This is a genomic window from Evansella sp. AB-P1, from assembly GCF_029688925.1.
Classification (GTDB): Bacteria; Bacillota; Bacilli; order Bacillales; family Salisediminibacteriaceae; genus Evansella.
Window position 1 is genome coordinate 29,673 of the sequence record NZ_JARUKY010000023.1, and the last position, 20,120, is coordinate 49,792.

General features: G+C 33.0%; 20 protein-coding genes, 1 tRNA gene, 1 pseudogene and 1 riboswitch. Of the genes and pseudogenes, 8 read left to right on the top strand and 14 right to left on the bottom strand.

The features are described 5' to 3' along the window. Window positions 1-261: 261 nt before the first annotated feature. Window positions 262-789, bottom strand: a complete 528-nt coding sequence (locus tag QA612_RS19315; RefSeq protein WP_278285467.1) for a hypothetical protein — start codon at window positions 787-789, stop codon at window positions 262-264. A gap of 419 nt (window positions 790-1,208) precedes the next feature. On the opposite strand from QA612_RS19315, the gene QA612_RS19320 reads away from it, so the two are divergent. From QA612_RS19320 to QA612_RS19330, 3 genes are read left to right on the top strand one after another with little or no spacing between them, the layout of a single operon-like run. Further along, complete coding sequence (locus QA612_RS19320; RefSeq protein ID WP_278285468.1) at window positions 1,209-1,730, top strand: RNA polymerase sigma factor; 522 nt, start codon at window positions 1,209-1,211, stop codon at window positions 1,728-1,730. After that, the gene (locus QA612_RS19325; protein WP_278285469.1) at window positions 1,717-2,763 is read left to right on the top strand and encodes a hypothetical protein; all 1,047 of its coding nucleotides are present in this window, start codon (window positions 1,717-1,719) and stop codon (window positions 2,761-2,763) included. The genes QA612_RS19320 and QA612_RS19325 overlap by 14 nt, the downstream gene beginning before the upstream one ends. Continuing rightward, a complete protein-coding gene (locus QA612_RS19330; RefSeq protein WP_278285470.1) occupies window positions 2,764-2,916 on the top strand; it encodes a hypothetical protein in 153 nt (50 codons plus the stop codon). It begins immediately after the preceding gene. Between the two features lie 258 nt (window positions 2,917-3,174). Here QA612_RS19330 and QA612_RS19335 read toward each other — a convergent pair whose 3' ends face one another. The 4 genes from QA612_RS19335 to QA612_RS19350 form a co-directional block, all read right to left on the bottom strand. Then, complete coding sequence (locus QA612_RS19335) at window positions 3,175-3,447, bottom strand: hypothetical protein (protein ID WP_278285471.1); 273 nt, start codon at window positions 3,445-3,447, stop codon at window positions 3,175-3,177. A 114-nt stretch (window positions 3,448-3,561) separates the two neighbouring features. After that, window positions 3,562-5,901 (bottom strand): AAA family ATPase, encoded by a 2,340-nt coding sequence (locus QA612_RS19340; protein WP_278285472.1) that lies wholly within the window; start codon window positions 5,899-5,901, stop codon window positions 3,562-3,564. Next, window positions 5,891-6,640: an ABC-three component system middle component 1 gene (locus tag QA612_RS19345; RefSeq protein WP_278285473.1), complete on the bottom strand. Its 750-nt coding sequence runs from the start codon at window positions 6,638-6,640 to the stop codon at window positions 5,891-5,893. The genes QA612_RS19340 and QA612_RS19345 overlap by 11 nt, the downstream gene beginning before the upstream one ends. Continuing rightward, window positions 6,637-8,055: an ABC-three component system protein gene (locus QA612_RS19350; RefSeq protein WP_278285474.1), complete on the bottom strand. Its 1,419-nt coding sequence runs from the start codon at window positions 8,053-8,055 to the stop codon at window positions 6,637-6,639. The genes QA612_RS19345 and QA612_RS19350 overlap by 4 nt, the downstream gene beginning before the upstream one ends. Window positions 8,056-8,361: 306 nt before the next feature. On the opposite strand from QA612_RS19350, the gene QA612_RS19355 reads away from it, so the two are divergent. After that, window positions 8,362-8,446 (top strand) — tRNA-OTHER (locus QA612_RS19355). A gap of 270 nt (window positions 8,447-8,716) precedes the next feature. Here QA612_RS19355 and QA612_RS19360 read toward each other — a convergent pair. Next, window positions 8,717-9,010, bottom strand: a complete 294-nt coding sequence (locus QA612_RS19360; RefSeq protein ID WP_278285475.1) for a hypothetical protein — start codon at window positions 9,008-9,010, stop codon at window positions 8,717-8,719. 404 nt (window positions 9,011-9,414) lie between these two features. Between QA612_RS19360 and QA612_RS19365 the strand changes: the two genes are divergently transcribed. Further along, on the top strand, window positions 9,415-9,930 hold the full coding sequence (locus tag QA612_RS19365; protein WP_278285476.1) for a hypothetical protein: 516 nt from the start codon (window positions 9,415-9,417) through the stop codon (window positions 9,928-9,930). 169 nt (window positions 9,931-10,099) lie between these two features. Here QA612_RS19365 and QA612_RS19370 read toward each other — a convergent pair whose 3' ends face one another. The 5 genes from QA612_RS19370 to QA612_RS19390 all read right to left on the bottom strand — a co-directional run bounded on the left by QA612_RS19370 (window position 10,100) and on the right by QA612_RS19390 (window position 15,184). Beyond that, window positions 10,100-10,711: a WxL domain-containing protein gene (locus tag QA612_RS19370; RefSeq protein WP_278285477.1), complete on the bottom strand. Its 612-nt coding sequence runs from the start codon at window positions 10,709-10,711 to the stop codon at window positions 10,100-10,102. A 76-nt stretch (window positions 10,712-10,787) separates the two neighbouring features. Then, entirely contained in the window at window positions 10,788-11,831 is a 1,044-nt protein-coding gene (locus QA612_RS19375; protein ID WP_278285478.1) for a DUF916 domain-containing protein, read from the bottom strand. Between the two features lie 576 nt (window positions 11,832-12,407). After that, window positions 12,408-12,968, bottom strand: a complete 561-nt coding sequence (locus QA612_RS19380; protein WP_278285479.1) for a WxL domain-containing protein — start codon at window positions 12,966-12,968, stop codon at window positions 12,408-12,410. 170 nt (window positions 12,969-13,138) lie between these two features. Next, window positions 13,139-13,224: riboswitch (cyclic di-GMP riboswitch) on the bottom strand. 198 nt (window positions 13,225-13,422) lie between these two features. Then, window positions 13,423-13,644 carry a hypothetical protein gene (locus tag QA612_RS19385; RefSeq protein WP_278285480.1) on the bottom strand — a complete coding sequence of 74 codons (222 nt, stop codon included), beginning with the start codon at window positions 13,642-13,644 and terminating at the stop codon, window positions 13,423-13,425. Between the two features lie 241 nt (window positions 13,645-13,885). Next, window positions 13,886-15,184 (bottom strand): glycosyltransferase, encoded by a 1,299-nt coding sequence (locus QA612_RS19390; RefSeq protein WP_278285481.1) that lies wholly within the window; start codon window positions 15,182-15,184, stop codon window positions 13,886-13,888. A 339-nt stretch (window positions 15,185-15,523) separates the two neighbouring features. Between QA612_RS19390 and QA612_RS22530 the strand changes: the two are divergent. Beyond that, window positions 15,524-15,689 (top strand): annotated as a pseudogene (locus QA612_RS22530) (SET domain-containing protein); the annotation flags it as partial. A 492-nt stretch (window positions 15,690-16,181) separates the two neighbouring features. Further along, a complete protein-coding gene (locus tag QA612_RS19395) occupies window positions 16,182-17,327 on the top strand; it encodes a glucosaminidase domain and LysM peptidoglycan-binding domain-containing protein (RefSeq protein ID WP_278285482.1) in 1,146 nt (381 codons plus the stop codon). A 160-nt stretch (window positions 17,328-17,487) separates the two neighbouring features. On the opposite strand, the gene QA612_RS19400 is transcribed toward QA612_RS19395, so the two are convergent. Then, window positions 17,488-18,750: a hypothetical protein gene (locus QA612_RS19400; RefSeq protein WP_278285483.1), complete on the bottom strand. Its 1,263-nt coding sequence runs from the start codon at window positions 18,748-18,750 to the stop codon at window positions 17,488-17,490. A 106-nt stretch (window positions 18,751-18,856) separates the two neighbouring features. Between QA612_RS19400 and QA612_RS19405 the strand changes: the two genes are divergently transcribed. Continuing rightward, complete coding sequence (locus QA612_RS19405) at window positions 18,857-19,096, top strand: hypothetical protein (protein WP_278285484.1); 240 nt, start codon at window positions 18,857-18,859, stop codon at window positions 19,094-19,096. Window positions 19,097-19,377: 281 nt separating this feature from the next. Here the strand turns inward: QA612_RS19405 and QA612_RS19410 are convergent, their stop codons facing one another. Then, on the bottom strand, window positions 19,378-19,710 hold the full coding sequence (locus tag QA612_RS19410) for a hypothetical protein (protein ID WP_278285485.1): 333 nt from the start codon (window positions 19,708-19,710) through the stop codon (window positions 19,378-19,380). Next, the gene (locus QA612_RS19415; RefSeq protein ID WP_278285486.1) at window positions 19,697-20,008 is read right to left on the bottom strand and encodes a hypothetical protein; all 312 of its coding nucleotides are present in this window, start codon (window positions 20,006-20,008) and stop codon (window positions 19,697-19,699) included. The genes QA612_RS19410 and QA612_RS19415 overlap by 14 nt, the downstream gene beginning before the upstream one ends. Between the last annotated feature and the right edge of the window lie 112 nt (window positions 20,009-20,120).

The window sequence follows — 20,120 nt, forward strand, 5'->3', positions numbered from 1 at the left end:
TTTATGGGGTACCACCAACATTTCGGAAATTTTGTACGCTAAGTAAGTTTCAACCTTTAAAAGTCAATTAACAATACATCCACGTTCCCTTTTCAATTTTTTCTCAGTTATACAGACCTCTTGAAACTTGATATTTTTTTTTGGTTTGCTATTAAATTCTCCTTGGGGTCATACTTTTTAATTGTACGGAGTTATGTATTAAACAAGGGCTGTCCATATCTAGACAGCCCCTTGAGTTTTGATGATATTTCATTGTTATAATTATCTAAATTTATCATTAATTTTTTTTATCCTTTGATATTCAAACATATCTTGTTGTCCTATCGAATCTTGTAGAAAGTCAAAATACTCTTTAGCAGAGCAAAGTATTTTTTGGATAAAAAACTTTTCATCAATTAATACGCTATTACCATTTACAGAAAAATTTACCTTACTCCTTTGTCTAGATAACGATATTGGGATAGGTTGACTAGGAAAGTCATATATAGCTTCTTCATTCTCTATGTAGTCTTCAATTAAGTTTATTAAATATGGCCAAAGTGTACTAATTTCATCCCAAAACGTAAAAGGAATAATCTTCTTCCCATTATATTCGATATATATGACTCCTTCAATTCGGAGCAATTCTCCATCCGCCGTATTATTTTTAATGTTTCCTAATAGTTTGCTGGCGTCTTCCCTTTGATTTTTAATTGAAAGAAGATATTCATAAGGATTTGTCTTTAAATCATCAAGGTTAGTTACTTGCCTTTTTAAGACGAAAGTTTCAATTATAAAATTATCTGTCACTTTGGTGCCTCCTATCTTGGATACAGTTGATGTATTTGCCCATTTCTTATTCCCATTGTATATCTAACTCCGTTAACTGAGCCAGAAACTTGGAATGTTCCAGTTGTGCCTCTTGAGGCAAGAGTAGTTCTATTCTGCTTTGCTATCTCAATAGCAATGTTTCTAATTATGTTTTAAAAAAGATTCATTTGTTAAAATAAAATAGTTTCACATGATATGATGACACTTCTTATGTTAACATAAAATTTCCAATTGTTTTTTTGAGGTCTGCCAATTTTCCAATTACAATACACCTTTAGTTCAACACTTTTAATAAACGAGTGACATATAGAATTAATTTACATAAAAATGCAACTTTTTATAGTTTCAAACGTTGATAGTGTGTTCAATATTTTATGAAGGGAGTGAATTCTTGAATAATGAATGAAAATGCACAAAATCAAGTGACTGAATGGTACCAAAAATATAGTAATGATATTTATCAATATATCTTATTCATGACAGGTGACCACGAACGTTCAAAGGATATGATGCAAGAAACCTTTCTTCGCGCCTATGACCACTTATCCTCTTTTCAAGGGAACAATGCCAAAGGTTGGTTATTTCGAATTGCGAGAAATATTACGATAGATTCCTTACGAAAAGAAAAACCGATCGCTTACTTGTTTGACCAAAACACATATGTAGTTTCTAACAACGTGTCACCGGAAAAGATTACAATACTTAACGAAGTTGAGAGGGAATTATATCACGCCTTAGGACAACTAAAAATGTCATACCGTGACGTTATTGTTCTGCGAAAAATTAAAGGGTTTTCCATACAGGAATCCTCCAATATACTCGGGTGGAAGGAAAGTAAGGTAAAGAGTACGTTGCTACGTGCTTTAAAGGCTTTGAAACGTCAATTAGAAAAGGAGGGGTATAATCATGAAACGATTTAACGAATGGGATAATGAGTTTGATGGGCTTCAGCAGAAAATAACGATTTCAGATAACGAAAAGACAGAAACTTTACACCAATTAAATAATAAGATAAATGAAAAACAGAGAAAACAAACGAAAATGAAACCTTCAATACCATACAAATATTACCTTTCGATTGTAGTAGCAGGATTTATTCTTATGATCCTTTTTTCGCCTACTATAATGCAATATTTTCAAAATGAAACTGGTAGTGGTCTCCCCAAAGAAAGTTCATTTCCATTAGGAGATAGAAACGATTTTGAAGATGTAGAATTCCTCTTTTTCAATTGGTATGATGAACCAAATCTATCTACCGGTAGCTTTAATTTATATCCTGAAGATGAACGATTTAGTGAATTGATAGCTACTTTACAGAAAATGCAAGTAACAGAAACAAACTTTGAAGATAATCCAGTTAATATTACAGAACCAGGGTACTATATGATTGGAATCATTCATGATAATGACAGAGGCATTCATACAACTGTAGGAGTAGAAGATAATGGAACTGTTTACATTTGGAACCGGTATACTAACGAGACGACACCTGAGTTTTATATTAGTGAAGCAAATCATACATTTTTCGATTTAGTATATGCTCTCATTTTGGAGGAAAAAGACACCGACTCAAGTCGTACTCTTAATAGTGAAGATCGTGATATAGTATTTGAATATAAAGATGAGGCCCCAATAGGATCATCAGTATTTGAACTCCGTAGTCAGGATGGGCAACTTATTGCAGATCAGCAGGATGTGATACCTGGATCTGCCGAAGTGGTCACAACTGACTTTGATCAAATTTCCATTAATCTAAGGTTTTCAGATGAAGCATTCGTCTATGCCTTTTCCTCCGCACATATTGGCGAAGCGATCCATTTCTATGTTGATGGCGATTTAATCGTCTCACCACAAATGAATCAATCTCTTGAAACTGATTCGGTGAGCATACATGGTGATTTTGATAAGGAACAAGCAGAGGAAATAGTGACTAAAATAAATGATAATTTATAAATGTTGATGATTGTGGTAATTTCTAAAATGAATGTTGAGGCTTTACCTGGAAATATCCGTGCTCCAGTATATGCTGGTCGGACTGTAAAAGGTGGTCCTAATGGAGACGAAGGCGGTACAGAAGTAAATAAAGTTATTATTAAGAAGCAGTAACTACGTATATTTATAAAAAATGGTGTCAGACCCCCAGTTTAGTAAAGTTTTACCGTACCGGGGGTCTGGCACCAAACCCCTGGTGCCTCCCGGAGCTTTAATACCTCCTACATAAATAATGGCACACCAGAGGTGTGCTCAATAATTTTACAGAAGGTGAAGTGGTAAATACCTTGGCACTTACTGGTACATTCTTTGTCATTCAGTGGTAAGAACTCTGTCACTGATGGTACATTCTATTGGCCGTAATCATATGTATTAGTATTTACTGATCAGTTCGTTTAATAAGTCTTCTAATTTAGGATTTCCGAGCATATTGGCTTTAGTACCTTTCCATTCGATTTCAAAAAATTTTATCTCTTTTTCTTGCTCGTATACAATTAATGTAGTTATTAAAGTATTTTCCTTAATATAAAAGTACCATTTATTTTCTATAATTTTTTTACCACATAACGTTTGAGTATGATCATTAATCATTAAAATATAAGTATTTATAGCACCAATTGCTTCTTTCAAATAAATATCATCCATTATCCCCTCAACTCCCACCATAATAATATATATTAAAATGGATATTCATCATTAGTGTTAAAAAACACACAAAAAAAACCTCTTTTATATTGAAAGAGGTTTTTTTGTTTAAAATTATCTATATAATTTATCTTTAATATTAAGTTTTTGCGTTTGATAACCATATTTTGAAAATTTATATCTAAAATATAGAGAAATTTGATTTTCATGAGTGGACAGTATTATTTGTTGCTTTCCAAAATCATTTCGTAATAATTCAACAAAAGATGCCATGTTCATTTCATCCATAGTTTGAATCGGATCGTCAATTAGAATAGTATTCAGTCCACTTTTATTATATACCTTGTGTAGAGCTAACGTGAAAGCTAATACTGTTGCAGAGAGTTGTCCTGAACTAAAAGTATGCATTATATCATGGTCGGTTTTTTCTGGAGGAACAAAACGAATTGTCTTAATCTCATCATTTCCTCCGTTATCTTCCTTAATGAAGATGCCGATTCCTCTTTGATAATTTTGAATAATTTTACCTGAGTAAATATAAAAAGGAATTTCGATTTCCTTTATCATTTTGGTACGGTAGCTTTGAATGTTTTTATTATATATTTCAAGAACATTTGAAATAGAGTTATATGCACTTTCGATTATATCGTATTTTGCTTTTAAATCCTGATACTTTCGATATTGGATACTTGATTGCAAATAAAATACATAATTAATGTAATCTTTTTTTAATTTAATATTATTTTGCTCTATTTCATTTACTAAATTATCATCTTTAGCCAGTATATTCTCATAAATATCTTTTAAATCCTTATATTTTTCATAATCAAAGTCACCTGTATCTTGAATTAATTCTTTCAATTTGTCTATTACCATGTCAGCTCGATTAGATACATCATGTATATTATCAAGGTTTGTGTATACAAATTGTTCGATATCGATGTTTAGTTTGTTAAAAAATCCTTTTACTTTTGTAGGAACAACTTTCTTATCAAAGTAAGGCTTTATTTCTTCATATAAATCATCACTAATTAATTTATTTATATTATCTTTTATATCACTTATAAGATTTTTTATATAATTTGTATATATTTCATCTAGTAGCTGAGTATAACTAAATGATGTTTGATCAAGTTGAGTTTTAAAATATTCCGTTTGACTATTTATTTGTTTAATTAATGTTTTATTATTCTCCCAATTTGCACCACAGAAAGGACAATGTTCATTATTATTTTCATCTTTACTTAAATATTCTTCAAACTGTTCTTTTAATCTTTCTTTTGTTTTTAACAAATTTGAAATCATAGTTGATAAATTACTAGAGTTCTGTTTTAAATTTCTAATTATTGTTAATTTATCTTTTAAATTTTGATAATCAATATATAGATCGAAATGCTCATAAATTAAATCCCAATCGATATTTTTATTTAATATATCCTTTTCTTCTAGAAGCCTTAGATTATTTTTTAATTTTTGTTTTCTATTATACTCTTCTTTAAATTCTTCTATTTTTTCCTGGAAATTGTATAATATTAATGCTTCTTCAATCCTATATTTATTGTGAATAGATTTATTAATTTCTTCGTTTTTAAGAGCTGCTTTAAAAAAATCTAATTGTTCTTTTAGAGTCCCAAATAAATCAATTTGTTTAAAATAATTATTTTTTTCATCTAAAGTAAAATTATTTAAGGCTTTTTTGTCCCAAATTACTTTCCCACTTATTTTTTGAGGTAAAAGTTGAATATACTCCACTTCTTCTCTCTTTTCATTTACAGTATCTATATTTAAATTTATTTCTAAGCCATTTATTTTATTTAATAATTTATTTTTATTAACTAATATTTTGCTTTTAACTTTTGAAAGTTTTTGTCGTTCAGTTTCTTCTTTTTCAATATTAAAAAGTTTACTCAAAGCATTCATTCGGTCACTTTCTGACCTTTTTAATAAATGAGTGCATTCTTCTTGTTCAACATAGTGATAAAGTCTATATTTTTCTTCAAAATCTCCTGTTTCGTATAAGTTAATTTGTGTAGGAGAAATTATATTTTCTATTGTTAAAGGATCGTCAATATTAGTTAACTTATGTAATGTCGAAGGAAAATTCCCTGGTTTCTTTTTGTTCCTTGCTAAGGAACTATGATCAATTTCCCTACCAAGAATCAATTGATTCTGGTGCTGTTCTGTATTTATTAATTTGATTTTAATAATAATGGGTCGTTCCTGATCTTTTGCAAATAAGTAATCATCATAGCCCTTATTTCCATCTACAATTTTTATATTTACTATTCTTCTTATGCATCCAGTTAAAACTAACTCTATTGCATCAAATATAGTAGTCTTACCAAAACCGTTAGGTCCGTCCAATACAATCAAATCATTATTTTCAAATGATAACCTGAGACTATCTATTGATTTAAAATTTTCGATATGTATTTCACTAATATTATATTTCATTCAATTCAACCCCTAATACAGATAAAATATCATCCCATTTTGGATCAGGATTATCCATTTGAAGAAATTTATCAACAATTCCTTTATCTTCAATTTTTATATCTTCTCGAATATCTTTGGCTATATTAGGTAATTCCTTTTTATTAATTTTGAATTTTAAAAAAGAAAGTTTTATATAAATTTTAGAAACTAAGTCGTATAATTTTACTGAATCATTTTCATTAATATTTTCTTTTTCTTTAAATAATGAAAACCATTCTTTTTCTGAAATTATTTCATTTAGTTGTATTAGATATGTATCATTACCTTTAGAAGTTACATCTAATGAATTAAATCGGAGTGAAAGATGTTCCAATAATAATTGAAGTTGTTCATCGGTATAGGGGAGAATATATTTTTTACAGTCATATGGATTTTCTTCGAATTCATATATAAACTTATTAAATGTTTCTGAAATATCTATTTGTTTTCTTCCTACCAGTATCACTAGTGACATATTTTTATCTATTCCAGGATAATGTAGTGATTGGAGAATTTGTGACAATAGATTTTTGATAATATTATTAAGTTCCTCTTGCTCAATGTCTTCTTCTCTCACTTGTAACACAGAATAAAAGTCAAATCTCCCACCGTCCACCTTTTTGGCAAAAAAGTGAGAATAATTTTGACTAATTACTTTAAAATCTTCCAATATTTCAAAATTAGATTCCGTGAATACTCTTTTAATTAATTCAATCATTCTTTTAACTCCTCTCTTACACTATCAATTTTTACAAACTTAATTTTTTTATGTGTAGTTATTTTTTCTTTAATGTCTTCCTCACTTACGGCTTCAGAACTCTTGTCAGCTTCAACCCTAATTATATTTCCAGTATATTCTCCCTCGACATTGCAGCTAATGTAAGCATTAATATCAAAAAGCATATTAAACATCTCATCATCTTCACTAAGGTTTTTGTATATATCTTCTCCTAATACATGACTGGCAAACTGAGAATTATCAAAAAGTGTAGATAAAATATATCTCATCCCACTCTCATGTAAAACATACGCAGATTCCAGTTTACTTGGTTCTTTAACTTTTTCCTTTAATTGAATAACACCATGAATAAAACTATTACGAACATTAGTCGATGACATAAGCTTTTTATATTCAGTAATATCTACTTTATGTTTATCTTTAACTACAACGTTTGGTGTTAATTTACGACATAGAAGGAAAAATTCATCGGAATTTAATCTTTTCAAACTGGTTAAATGCTTTTCCCAAACACCATATGTCATCTCATCATCATCTTTAATCCTATAATATCTACAATATTGAAGAAATTCATCAGCTACGTCATGTAACAGCAAAGTAGAAATGGTTTTATTAGTATATGAAAAAATACTTACATTTTCTAATATATATATAAAATCTATCAAATCTATTAATATTCTGCCATCCTGAGTTTTCTTCAGGTGGTCTTTATGGACCAAATCTTCAATCATATTTATAAAATTAGAATATATATGACCTACATTATCACAAGTAGACTGTTTTTCCTTTATCTCCTTTTCGGTACATTTGGAGTAAAAAGTAATTATTTCGTCTAAAATTAATTTTCTTATATCATTTAAATCAATGACTCTTTCCATTGGTACATGTCCGTCATTGCAGGAGATTTTTAGTTGTTCATATTTTTCATTAAATTTATCCCCAGCAAATATTTTTTCTTTATATGTTTTTAGGCGTTCCTTTTTACCCTCCACATTGAAGCTATGTAAGTTATTAAAAAGATCTTCTTTAGAAAATGATTTGATCTCGGTAGCTGTGTGTAAACTAGCTTCTTGAATTGATTCGTATATTGAAATCTTTCCAAGCAAATTAAGGTTAGCTTCGTTATAAGAGCCAATAGTATCTGTTTTTGGCTTTGCTTTTACTTGATGAATTGAATATGGTTTGTTATTTTTTAAAATTGTAAAGTCTTCTAAATATTCAATTTCCAATTTATATTTTTTAATTTCATCTATATCAGGGTAATAATGATTGATATACTTTAATACAGTGTATATAGCTACCTTTCCTTGATATAGGAAACCACTCCATGTTGATGAGGCTTTATCTGTATCTTTGTCATTGACTACTACTTTAATTTGTTCGTTTAATTCCATATATTAACCTCCATACCATCAGCTAATATTTTCCAACTTCTCACCGATAATTCTAACAGAAAATTACAAATTCTGATATGTTTTTTATTACTTAATAAAGAAAAGAATGCTCCAAAGAAAAATTATGGAACATCCTTTTTAATAATATAACCTCTATTCAACATCTAAAAGTAACATTTTTTTCATTTAAATATTAAAATCTGGTGCCGAGTTTGGTGCCCGTTTTAAAAAATTTAATGGTACTACAAAATATCAGCTATCAGCGAAACCCTAATGTAGAGCATGTTTTGACACTACAAGGTACTAGGGATAACAACCTCCATAGAACTTCAAAACCTTTTGGGAGGCGCGTGCCGTCTCCGCTGGGTTCGATTCCCAGACGGTCCCGCCAATTAAGAAGTTTTCGAAATCACGGGTTTTATTGGTGACGAGGTCTCAAGGTAATTTTAGACGAAACCTCGGTAGACCTTTTAGGTAAGACCTCTTGGGTTCGTCTACATATTTATCCAGTCAGTAACCTTCTATATTCAATATAGAAGGTTTTTTATTATGCCTAAAGAGAGCCCAAAAGAAACGGAAAAATTATAGAAGTAAAACAAGTAGCAGAAGAATGTCAAAACAGGACTCTGGGACATTACACTTTGCGGCATGTTCGATAAGTTCATGATTTATAAGGAGACAGAAAGCTTAACTGATATAACCTTAAATGATTATCACAAGCACATAAGGTATTTATTGGAATACACCGGTGGAGACTTGCCCAGTGACGAATTGGATTTAGAGCTGTTTCGTGTTTATTTTGTTTATCTGTAAGGGAGTTAAATTCAAATCCTTTTTTAGATTCAGAAAGAGAAAGTTCAAATGTCGTCTTTTCTGTACTAAAAGTAAACGTATTTTTATCTGTTTGGAAAGCTTCGTAAACTCTACCGTCATCGTTTTTAATATATATCTTCAATTAATAACACCTCTTTCCAGTTATATAAATTTATAATATATAAAAAAAAAAGCGTCAGACCCCCAGTGTAGTAAAATTTTACCGTACCGCATGTTCACGAAACCTGGAGTGGTTGATGCAAACTGCAATAACGGAAAAATGGGGAATTTTGGCCAGACTTTTATCGGATAAAAAATTTTCAGAAACCTATAATAATCTGGTCTACCTTTGAATGATTTAAAGGTAGCTTAAATTGGAGGTGCATTACCATAGACGGAATGTTCTTCCTCATATTATTTATTTTGTTGGTGAGTGTTCCTATATTATTTTGGATAATATCAAGGATCAATCAACCAAAACCTGAACCAATTAAAATAAGTAAAGAGGAACGGAGTCACTTAATGAATTACAAGGAGGAATTTGCTATGGACAGAGACCTAGAAGAACTTTATGAAGAGGGAAAACTAGATGCTGAAGAAACTCAAATGGAGAAAATAGCTGCTAAAGTAGATGAAGAAATTGGTGAGGAAATTTCCCCGTTAAAAAATCAGCTTCAATCCATGCAAGAAGCTTTAAACCAGTTACAAACCTCTAGTCAACAAGCTTCAAACATGAGTAGTTCAATGGGACAAACAGGTCAAAACCAACAACAATCCCAAGAACTATTACAACAAATGCAACAATTTAGCTCTCAAGCACAGCACCAGCAACAAAAGACTTTCCAGCAACTCCAGCAATCGATTCATCAGGCTGCACAAATGCTTGGAAGTGTTGAACAATCTTTACAGCAAGTAAACATGCTAAACCAAATTGCTCAACAGATTGATCAGACACAGCAACAGTTACAACAACAGCAACAAATGCAAGGACAAGGGCAGAGCCAATACCAGCAAGGACAACAATACGGTCAAGGTTCAGGAATAAGCCAACAAGAACATTAGTTTTCGTGTTAGTATACGGGTGTCACCATGAGTGGCACTCGTTATCCTATTAAGGAACCATTCATGCAACAATGGTGTCAGACCCCCAGTGTGCGTGTTATCACGCAAGGTGCGACTGCCCGTCGCATAAAAAAATCCCCATCGTTCATTATGGGGAGTCTGAATATTGTTATGGTCCACTTACGATATTCCAAATCAAAGTAGTTTCATTATATTTATTAGTGGTCATGCCTTGAGGGAGTTGAAACTTTAATGAATCGACTCCAAAATCAATATAATATGTACCCATCCCTTCCCCTCGATTGGCAGAAAGAACTTTCGTCGGGAAATTTTCATCAATTTGATATGTCCGATTACCTACCCAGTCAGGAACGTTTGAGGACCCTTCTCCCTCTTGGATATTCGCTTCTTGAGTCTGTAATAATAAATACCCCTTAACATCTTCGTCTATGCTACTTTCGTTTTGCTTTAGTTTTTTAATCGGGGTCGACTTAAGGGTTAAATTCCATCCCGAACCCGATCCTGTAGCATCAACAATCGTCAATGCACCTGCATCTCCATATGCTATATTTTTTTCTTCATCCATTCTCAAAATAACATTTTTTTTTGAAGAGTGAACATTCAGCGTACCACTTGAAACAGAAAAGTTAACAGATGTCTCTGACGATTTTACAGTTGTTATGTTCATTAGCAGAATGATCAATAGAAAAGTTGATAAAACTGGAACAAGGTATTTTCTAGTTAAGTTTCTATATAATGCTAACAGTGGTAGCACCTCCATCCAATGTTACCATTATATAGGATAAAAGTTGCCAAATTAAGTGTTTTTTTGTGATAATATAAGGAAATAAATCGTTCTATTTTCGCCTTGCCCCAAGCCAGTAAAAGATACCCGCCACTACTACTCCCCCTATGACCCATACCCACACTGGAATCGTTTTAGACTGTTCAAGAGGAACGTCTTCTCTTATTTCCTCATACTCTCTCACTTGTTCACCTTCTATTTCAAAAGTCCGTTCTGCTGTTACCTCCTCATCGAGAACATTCGCTGATATAGACACATTATACACACCAGGCTCTAATGATTCATGCTGCCAAGGAACAGGAAATCGAATTTCCGATTGAGGCACCATTGTAAAAGGTTCAAAGTCACCTTCAAACAGTTCTTCTCCATTTTCATTTTCAACGTTGTAATGACCATGTGTCCCTCGTAATATCATTTGAGCATCGTTAATAAACTCCATGTACATTTCCGGTCCAGACGGATGAATGTTTATCCCTACATCTCCCATTGCAAAGTTTGGATCTGGTGTTTCAGGTAAATCAAGTTGCACTGCCAAGGTAAATGTGATTTCATTTCTTATAATAAAACCGATATCACCTTCTTCATCTTCTTGATTCTCAATTTCTTCCAATACATCTTCTCCAACAGAAGCAAATAACAGACCACCTAAGTATGTTCCTTCGTCTGTATCAGGAACTAAAATATGTATAGGAACCTCCACCGTCTCATTTGCACTTAGTTCGACAAAAGGGTCGACATTCAGTAATTCAGACATAAGCGTGGCATTCCCCAAGAGTTTCGTATTTTCCGATTCAATACTCTCCTCATAAAAAATACCTCCAGCGGGAGCAGTATAAGAGTTTAAGGGAAGTACATGAACAGTAATATCATGATCCCTTTTATTTTGAATACGTGCATGTATCGTTTGCTCGTCTCCCGGATTTACTTGTAAATGATAATAGCCACTAGCACCTTCGATTTGCGTATCCGGTAGTATGGCTTCCACAGAAAATGGGGCATCCATTTCTTGGGCACTGGTTTTCTCTATACATACAATATTTACGATCATAAAAACAGTAAGAAAACATGAGAAAAAGACCTTAAAGCGATGAACCATGATAATCACTCACTCCTTTTACCCTGTTAGTGTAACCAAATAGAAGGTCATCTTATAAGCTAACGTACACCCCTTAGTATAGTAACTTTTAAAGTAACTATTACTTATTGCTTGATTAAGCCTTAGTTGCTATCCACATTTCTTATAATTCCTATAACTTCCCTTGTTGCTAAAGATTTAATGGTTACACTTATGAAAGTGTGATACCACGATTATCCAAACTTTTATTGGTGGTTTTCTATTTATCAGCACCATTAAACCAACAATTGTTATAAAAGTCATAATTCTAAAAAATATTTTATCGAATTTATTCCCTTTCACAAAGCAACCCCCTTCCTTCTTTTAGGAAGCTCCTTAGTTAGAGGGATTATTACAGTGTTTTTCCTAACCTACCCAATAGTTAAAATACCGCACTTCACAAAGTCTGTATATTCCTTTCACCTATCTTAACAATAAAAAACGCATTTGATTTTCTATGTGAAAATCAAATGCGTTTTCCGATATGTTTTAATAGTTTGAACCTCTGAAGTAAACCCTTAGCACAAAATCATTGTTGTTTCGTATGAAACATATATATTACTCTTTAGGACCTTGAGTAAGGTTCCAAGTAATAGTAGTTTCATATTGCCCTGCAAATGCAGTATCTGGACTTAAAGTTAATGTTAAAGCATTTGCCCCAAAAGTAGTGTTGAATGTACCAAGACCTTGACCTACTTTCGCATCCAAAACAGATACTCCAAATTCACTATCAAGGTTTCCACTATCTGGAGTTAAAATAGTAGCATCGGAAGATCCTGCCTCTGCTGTTACTTCAACTGGTGCAGATAGCACTAGGGAATTTGCCGGTAAAGAATGACCATCAGTTGTTCTTGTTAATGGTAATGCAGTTGCACTTACATTCCACCCATTACCAGTACCAGTAGGATCAACCACTTTAAGAGCTCCTAAATCAGCAAATGTTGTTTGGATTGTACCATCTAATTCGATACCATCAAATGTTACGGATGCAGGGACTTCTAGGTTTAAAGTTCCTCCAGTAACTTCAGCAGTTCCAGTTGTATCTGAAGCAAAAGAAGCATTTGCGAAAACACCAAAAGATAATGCGAATACGGATAAAGCAGTTACTACTTTTTTCATGTATATATTCCTCCCGAAAGATAATTTTTTGAGATAATCTATACCCCACTCACCTTTATCCTTTTTTAGGCATTAAAAAAACCTACCATATCCTAAAAACTTGAAGTCTATCAAGAAATCTAACAAATGGTAAGAATGGAAAGGAAGTAAGTAACTACTTCTTCTCATTCTTTAGCAACCTGTCGACCTTAGCAATAACAACCTTAGGCACATGGCTTTGCGTCATCGTCTTTCAACGATTTTGCCTTTTATAAAGGAATGAACTCTATGAAATTGTTCGTTTCAGATTGTGTGTGATATATCTTACAAGGATTATATTATCGTGAAACACAAAACTTATCTAGCTATCAAATGTTTCCATTGTTACCAAAGGAAAATATGGTAACTTAGAAATAGAGCATTATTTGACAACAAAAGGCTCCTTGTTACAGAGGCCTCCCGTTTTTCCGATAAGTTAGGGTTTAAAGAGAAAACGCATACTTCCCAAAAAGAATCCTACTAACACTAATCCTAAACCAAAAAAATATCCAAACATTCCATGCTGATCAATGTAAAAAACAAAGCCAGTAAAGACCATGAGAATTGAAAAAGCAATGATTTCTGTTCCCGATTTCACTTCATTATAAATATAAAATAAGAGAAAGCTAATAAACAGAGATAATATTAATAAAATCAATATAAAAATACCCATTTGATTACCTAAACCTCACTTATAATTCCAAATCTGTCTTTGAAGCAAGAACAATGACACCCTCTTTCGCTAAATCCCCTTAAATTTACCATAATTTTCTATTATTTTAACAAAAAAAAGAGCTGCAATTACAACTCGAAATTTTTACAAAGATTGTGCGCAATCTATTTCGCATAATACTAGAATCATCTACACTCATTATCATAGCCATTTTTATATCCCAAATTCAATTCCTATAGACAGGTAGACCCCTCTCTAGATGTGTATTTATAATTTCCAGGGCATTTTGAAGTCCATTCTCCGATTTCATCCGTTTGCCTATTTCAGCTGCTTTCTCTATGACACTATTATTATGTAGTTCCAATATTGCATCTGTAAGATTTTGTTTCGTTAATTTTGGGAAGGGAATGTGCCGGCCAATATTGATTTCTGTAATCCTCTCCCCCCAAAAAGGCTGGTCCGCATACGTCGAGCAAATAATGGAAGGAACACCAGATTCCAATGTGGTATGAGTCGTCCCTGCGCCACCGTGATGAATGATGATGCTACAATGTGGGAATAGTAGCTCATGGTTTGCTGATTTAAGCATGAATATAGAATCCGAATCTGTATAAGGTAAGTCCTTTGCAATCATGTCAGACCAGCCTGAAGCAATAATGGCTCTCGTTTGAAGATTGTTCGCGATCTCTATGGCCATATTTATCATTTTTTGTGGTTCTAAGATGGGCAGGCTACCAAAACCAAAATAAATGGGAGCTTTTCCAGCTTCTAGCCAGGCTAAGAGCTCCTCGGGCAAATGATCTTCCGTATGTTCAATAGATTTTTCAGGTATTTTCCAGTTACCTGTTATGAAGTTGTGTTCACTCCAATCTTTAGGAAATGGAACCAATTCATTACTGTATGCATGAAGAATGGGAATATGTTGTTTTACTATATTAGCAAAAACAGATCCTCGTAAGGGGGAAAGACCTAATTTTATACGCCACTCATTCAAATCCCTTCTTTTCGATTTTTCATATACCTTCGCAAAGAGAAAATATGTAAGCAAATTCAAAAATCCGAAAGGTAATTTCTTGCTTCTAACAAGAAATTGAGGAAATTCTTTCGTTTTTGGAGAATCTGGAAAAGGAGTTGCTAGCATCAATGGGATATGAAATTTCTCTGAAAGAGTTGCGGCATGAAATAATAACAAAGGGTGAGTAATAATGAGATCATTATCCTGACAAGCAGCTAAGATATCCCTTTCTAGAATGTATCTTCTTTCATGAAACATCTTTTGAAGTTCTTCCATAAATTTATTAACATTACCAGCAGCCATCCACCTTTTTCCTTCTTCAGATTCTAATAGTTGTTTTGTATCAACTTCTAATGAATGATAAGGTACTTGATAGGGCTCAACATAGGAAATAAAATTTTCAGGTCCAGCTAGATTGACTTGATGCCCTAATTTTTGTAAACCGAGAGCAAGTGCAAGAAATGGCCTTACATCTCCCAGTGTACCTATAGTTAATAAAGTTATTCTCATCGGATTTTTTCCTCCATATAGACACATATTTCAAAATACTACCATTCATTATTAGTATAGCATCAATTCTAAATTATTAGAATATTAAAACTACTTAAAAACTACCAAATAACAAAGCGGTTAAAGATTATTATCAACAAGGGCCATTATTTTATTTTGCTGCATATTGTCAAAACCGAATTAAATAACTTTATTTGCTGCTTCAGGAATTACTTCTAGGAGGCGCTGCCTGTCTCCAGTGGATTCGATTCCCAGATGGTTCCGCCAAAATGAAGCTAAAAATGACTCAAACAATGAAACGGTGCTGAAGTGGTAGTGTTTCTTATTTATAGTCTGCGTGAGTACGGGAAAAACCACGGCGCAATCATCTTAGGTTACGGAATGCTTTTAAACATTCGTATGAACCCACGCTACTTATGAAATTAATTTCACCAATCATACATTTGACTACTATTCTTATACAGATATAAAAGCAGGAGAATTTCTCCATGTTGTTCAAAAATAATTTTTCTTACAAAGGGCGTGATAAAGCAACCACTTTTAGACTAATATTACCTCAAAATGAGTGAAGTAATTTTTACCATATGAAATAGAGGCCTAAATGTTTGGCCAATTAAAACTAGAAGTATAACATTGATTAGAGTAGAAGGGATGAGATCTTTTCTACTCTTTTTTGTTCATTTTTATAAATAATAATAGTTTCAAAGTGTTCCACAAACGAGTCTTGTTCACAATATCCATAATACTTCTCTCGTTCATTCTCCTTCATTCTTATACCCAATTATTGGCGCATGTATTTTCTGTCCCCTTCCACTATCCCCACTTATATCCATTTTTCCCATCATTAAATCCCTCAATCTATGAAACTTCCAATTTTTCACTACTAGGCAAACTCTATTAAATGGTTACAATTAATCTTAGCGCTTCTTTTTAGCGCCATCCCCTTGTTTGTCCAACAGACAACAAACATTTATTACATCTTGGAAGGAGTTTTTATATGTTCATTAATAAAGTAACAATTACTGTTATCATAGCTTCTTTTCTTAGTTTAGGAGTTTTTCAGCCTTCTTTCATTGTGCATGGACAAACAACTGAGGTAGCGGCTTCGAACCTGTTCCGTCCTCTTCCATTTGAAGATGCAGAATTAGGAAGAAACTCTCATGCGTATTTAGGTAGAATTCAAGCCCCTACGGAACAAGAAAAAGAAGACTTTGTTAATCAAATTACTGAATACGGAATTCAGGCTAGCAAACAATACGGCATGCCTGCAAGTGCGATTATTGGTATGTCTATTATTGAAAGTGGTTATGGAACAACAAGAACTGCACACTTTGCAAACAACCTTTTCGGCATTAAAGTATGGGGATATAACCCACAAAATGCATGGCAATTAAAAGGGCAGCCTGATGAAGATTTAGATAGAAAAATACCTGTAATTGCTAATTATGGACCCGATCGAATCGTTTTTGATGAAACACAAAGAAGAGATAATTGGTACCGTAAATTTAATTCTTATGAGCACTCTGTTAACTTCTTAACTGGTACTCTTTTAGTCAATCAACGCTATGGCTTTGCTATTAAAAACTATCAAGATAGAATTGCAAACGGTTGGGATATAAAGGATGCTTCAAAGGAATATCTTTATGAGATTGCTAACGCTGGGTACAATCACTTAGGCGGGGAATATTATAGAGAAGTAGTCGGTAAACTCATGAATCAATGGGATTTATACCGTCACGATGTAATTGAGGATGTTAAAGAAGATGAAGGAACACCGATCACGAGTGGGTATCACACAGTAGTTTCAGGTGATACGTTGTGGAGACTATCTGTTCAATATGGAACGACTGTCGATGCAATTAAGACAGCAAACAATTTAACATCTGACATGTTATTTATCGGACAAGTTTTATTCATACCTGTAAATCAATCTGTTTCAGAACCTGTCGCACCAACAGAACCTGAACAAATTAAAGAAGATCCCGTTGATGAACCTGAACCTGTTATTGAAGAAGAGCCGGTTGTTGAATCTCAACCTGTCGTTGAAGAAGATCAAGTCGTCGAAAAAACAAGAGGAAACGGCAATAACAATGGCGGAGGTAATAACGGCGGCGGTAATGGAGGCGGACCTAAAAGAAAGTAGTTTAGTTTATATTTACTCTAGTAGTCCCCAAATGGTACTGTTCCTATTTGGGGACTACCTCTATTTCCTAAGTCTAGCACCGAACTTACTCTTCAATCGAATAATCGATTACATTCCGATTATCAGCTCCGATTGGGGGGGAACTGAACTCGTTTCGTTGCTAACAGGTAGCTGTTTTTGCAATTTTGTGAAGGCAATGAATGTTCGATCCATATTTATACATCCCATCATAATCACATTTCAAGTCTGTGAATGTCATATATGCGATGGGCTTGTTTTTTAATGATTCTCTTAGGGATGGACGGAGAAGTTGCGCTTTTATTTCTCTTTCTCGTCTTTTAGGTGCTACTAAAAATAATTCACAAGAATCCCCCTTCATAGATAGTGAAAGATCGTGAAGTCGTAAAATACCTGAATAGATAGAAGTACTTTTTTCTACCTCAAATGCACCTACATAACGTCCATCCACATCTAACCAAATAACATCGATTAAAGAAATAGTTTTATAATTATCTTCAGATACATTATTTTTTGGTAGTTCATCCATTGAAAGACCGCCTAATTCTTTTCCATTCCACTGTCTAGTATGATCATTTTTAGCTATCCACACCTTATATCCTAATTCACGTCCTAAAGACCCCAATAAAAATTGCATTTCACTGTGCTCATTTTCTTCTTGTACATCCTCGATAACTTGTTCGTGTCGCTTCTTAAATGTCTTCATTCTTTTTGTGTGATCAATTTTAAGAATCTCATCAGCATTTTCTGTAATAACCATTCTTCCAATACCAATTTCAAATAATAACCCAGCGATGGCACCTAAATCCTTTGAAAATAGATTTTTGAATAATTCATTTGTTTCAATGATAGTCTCTCTCATTTGAAGATAGGAGGTCCATGAGCCTAATTTTGCTTTTTCATTAAAAAGGGCGTTATACCCTTTGACGATGGCAGTGTTAGATGGTGGAAATAAGGTAGGATGGAGAAAATACAATATATTTGCCACAGCAGGCCCTAACCCTTTAATATGTAATTGATCAAGTTTGATAATCTCTTCAATTATCTTTTTTTCGTCCTTTGCATGTAAACAAGCTTTTAAAAATTTAGCAAAGGCTAGCTTATTTTCTTCATTTTCATATATATCAGGTATTCTTAATTTTGGCTTCCAATAGAATGCGTGGGCTGCCCCTTCAAAGACTTGCTTTTGTTCAGAAATCGCAGTAACAACAAATTCTAAACTTGATCCTTTGAAATCATTACCAAATGTCTGATTTTGAATATCAGCTACCACATCTCTAATACCCGTTTTAATTGTTCGAAATGCTTTCATTCTATTTTCTCCCAATAAAAACCATGTATGATAAACAGATTCTTGATCTTTCTTATACTCCCCGATAAGCTTTTTCACGAAAGAAATTTCCAATTATACCCCGCCTTTCCAAAGTTTGCATATACGTTTATTTATACCATATAAAGCAGAGTAATTTGTGAATTTTGTATGAAGTTAGCCATAATAACGTGTAGTTTAATTGAAGTCAATAGATGCTGATATTGATACGATTGGCTTTTGGTTTACTTCTGACTTTCAATCTGCGAAACCTTTTGCAATTGGAACTGAGACTGTTTTTGAAAAATCGACAACAGAATTTTGGGAAGATGGAGAACCAAAGGTAATACAAGTGAAAAAGTCAGTGAGTCGTTTTATCTACAAGGTATTTATTGATGTACCAAATCTTAAGTTTTATGATTCTGCTACCGTTGATTCCTAAAAAAATGGTGTCAGAACCCCAGTGTAATAAAGTTTTACCGTACCGAGTGTATGGTACCAAACCCATGGCACCAAAATCAAAGGTCAACCTTCCCCCTCCTCATACGAGAAAGGAAAAGGTTGAAATGGTGCTGATTTTTTATATTCATTATTTTATTTCTTCAGTAAGCTATTTAACTAAAAAAAATGGTGTCAGAACCCCAGTGTAGAAAAGTTTTACCGTACCGGGGGTCTGGCACCAAACCTTGGAAAAGCACTTCTATAATAGAAGTGCTTAATTTTCTATAACGGGTCAGTATCGTGTTCACCAAAAAAAGTTTGTAATGAAAAACCTGTTAAAGCAGAATAGCAGGCATCGACTAATACCTTCTTTTCTAAATCTAGAACATCATAAATAATTATAACATTATTAATATACGTCCAATAATAACCATTAAATTCAAATCCAGGATAATCTACAATGTCGTACGCATGCTTACGTGGGTTAACAGAAAGGATGTTCTTGGAATTTCGAAAGACCCTTTTGGGATCTATTTTGTAAGGTTTCATTTCGGCAAGCTTTACTCTAGCTTTTTGCCCCCATAATACTTCATATTGAATTTCAGTACTTGTCATTGTTGACTTCATCAACTAACTTGGTAAATTCTGTTTCGTCCCCACTATAATAAGAAAATTCCTTATCTCTATTTTTTCTTGCCTCTCTTAATTGATCGACAACTTCTTCATTAGTGAAAATTGCCTTTGTCATCCTCTTTTTTTGTTTATCTGTAAGGGAGTTAAATTCAAATTCATTTTTGGATTTTGAAAGAGAAAGTTCAAATGTCGTATTTTCCGTACTAAAAGTAAACGTATTTTTATCTGTTTGGAAAGCCTCGTAAACTCTACCGTCATCGTTTTTAATAAATATCTTCAATTAATGACACCTCTTTCCAATTACTTTAATTTATAATAACCAAAAATATTACACTCTACTTTTTAAGTAGCACTTATTGGTATTATATCACAGAGCACACAGTTTTCTAATT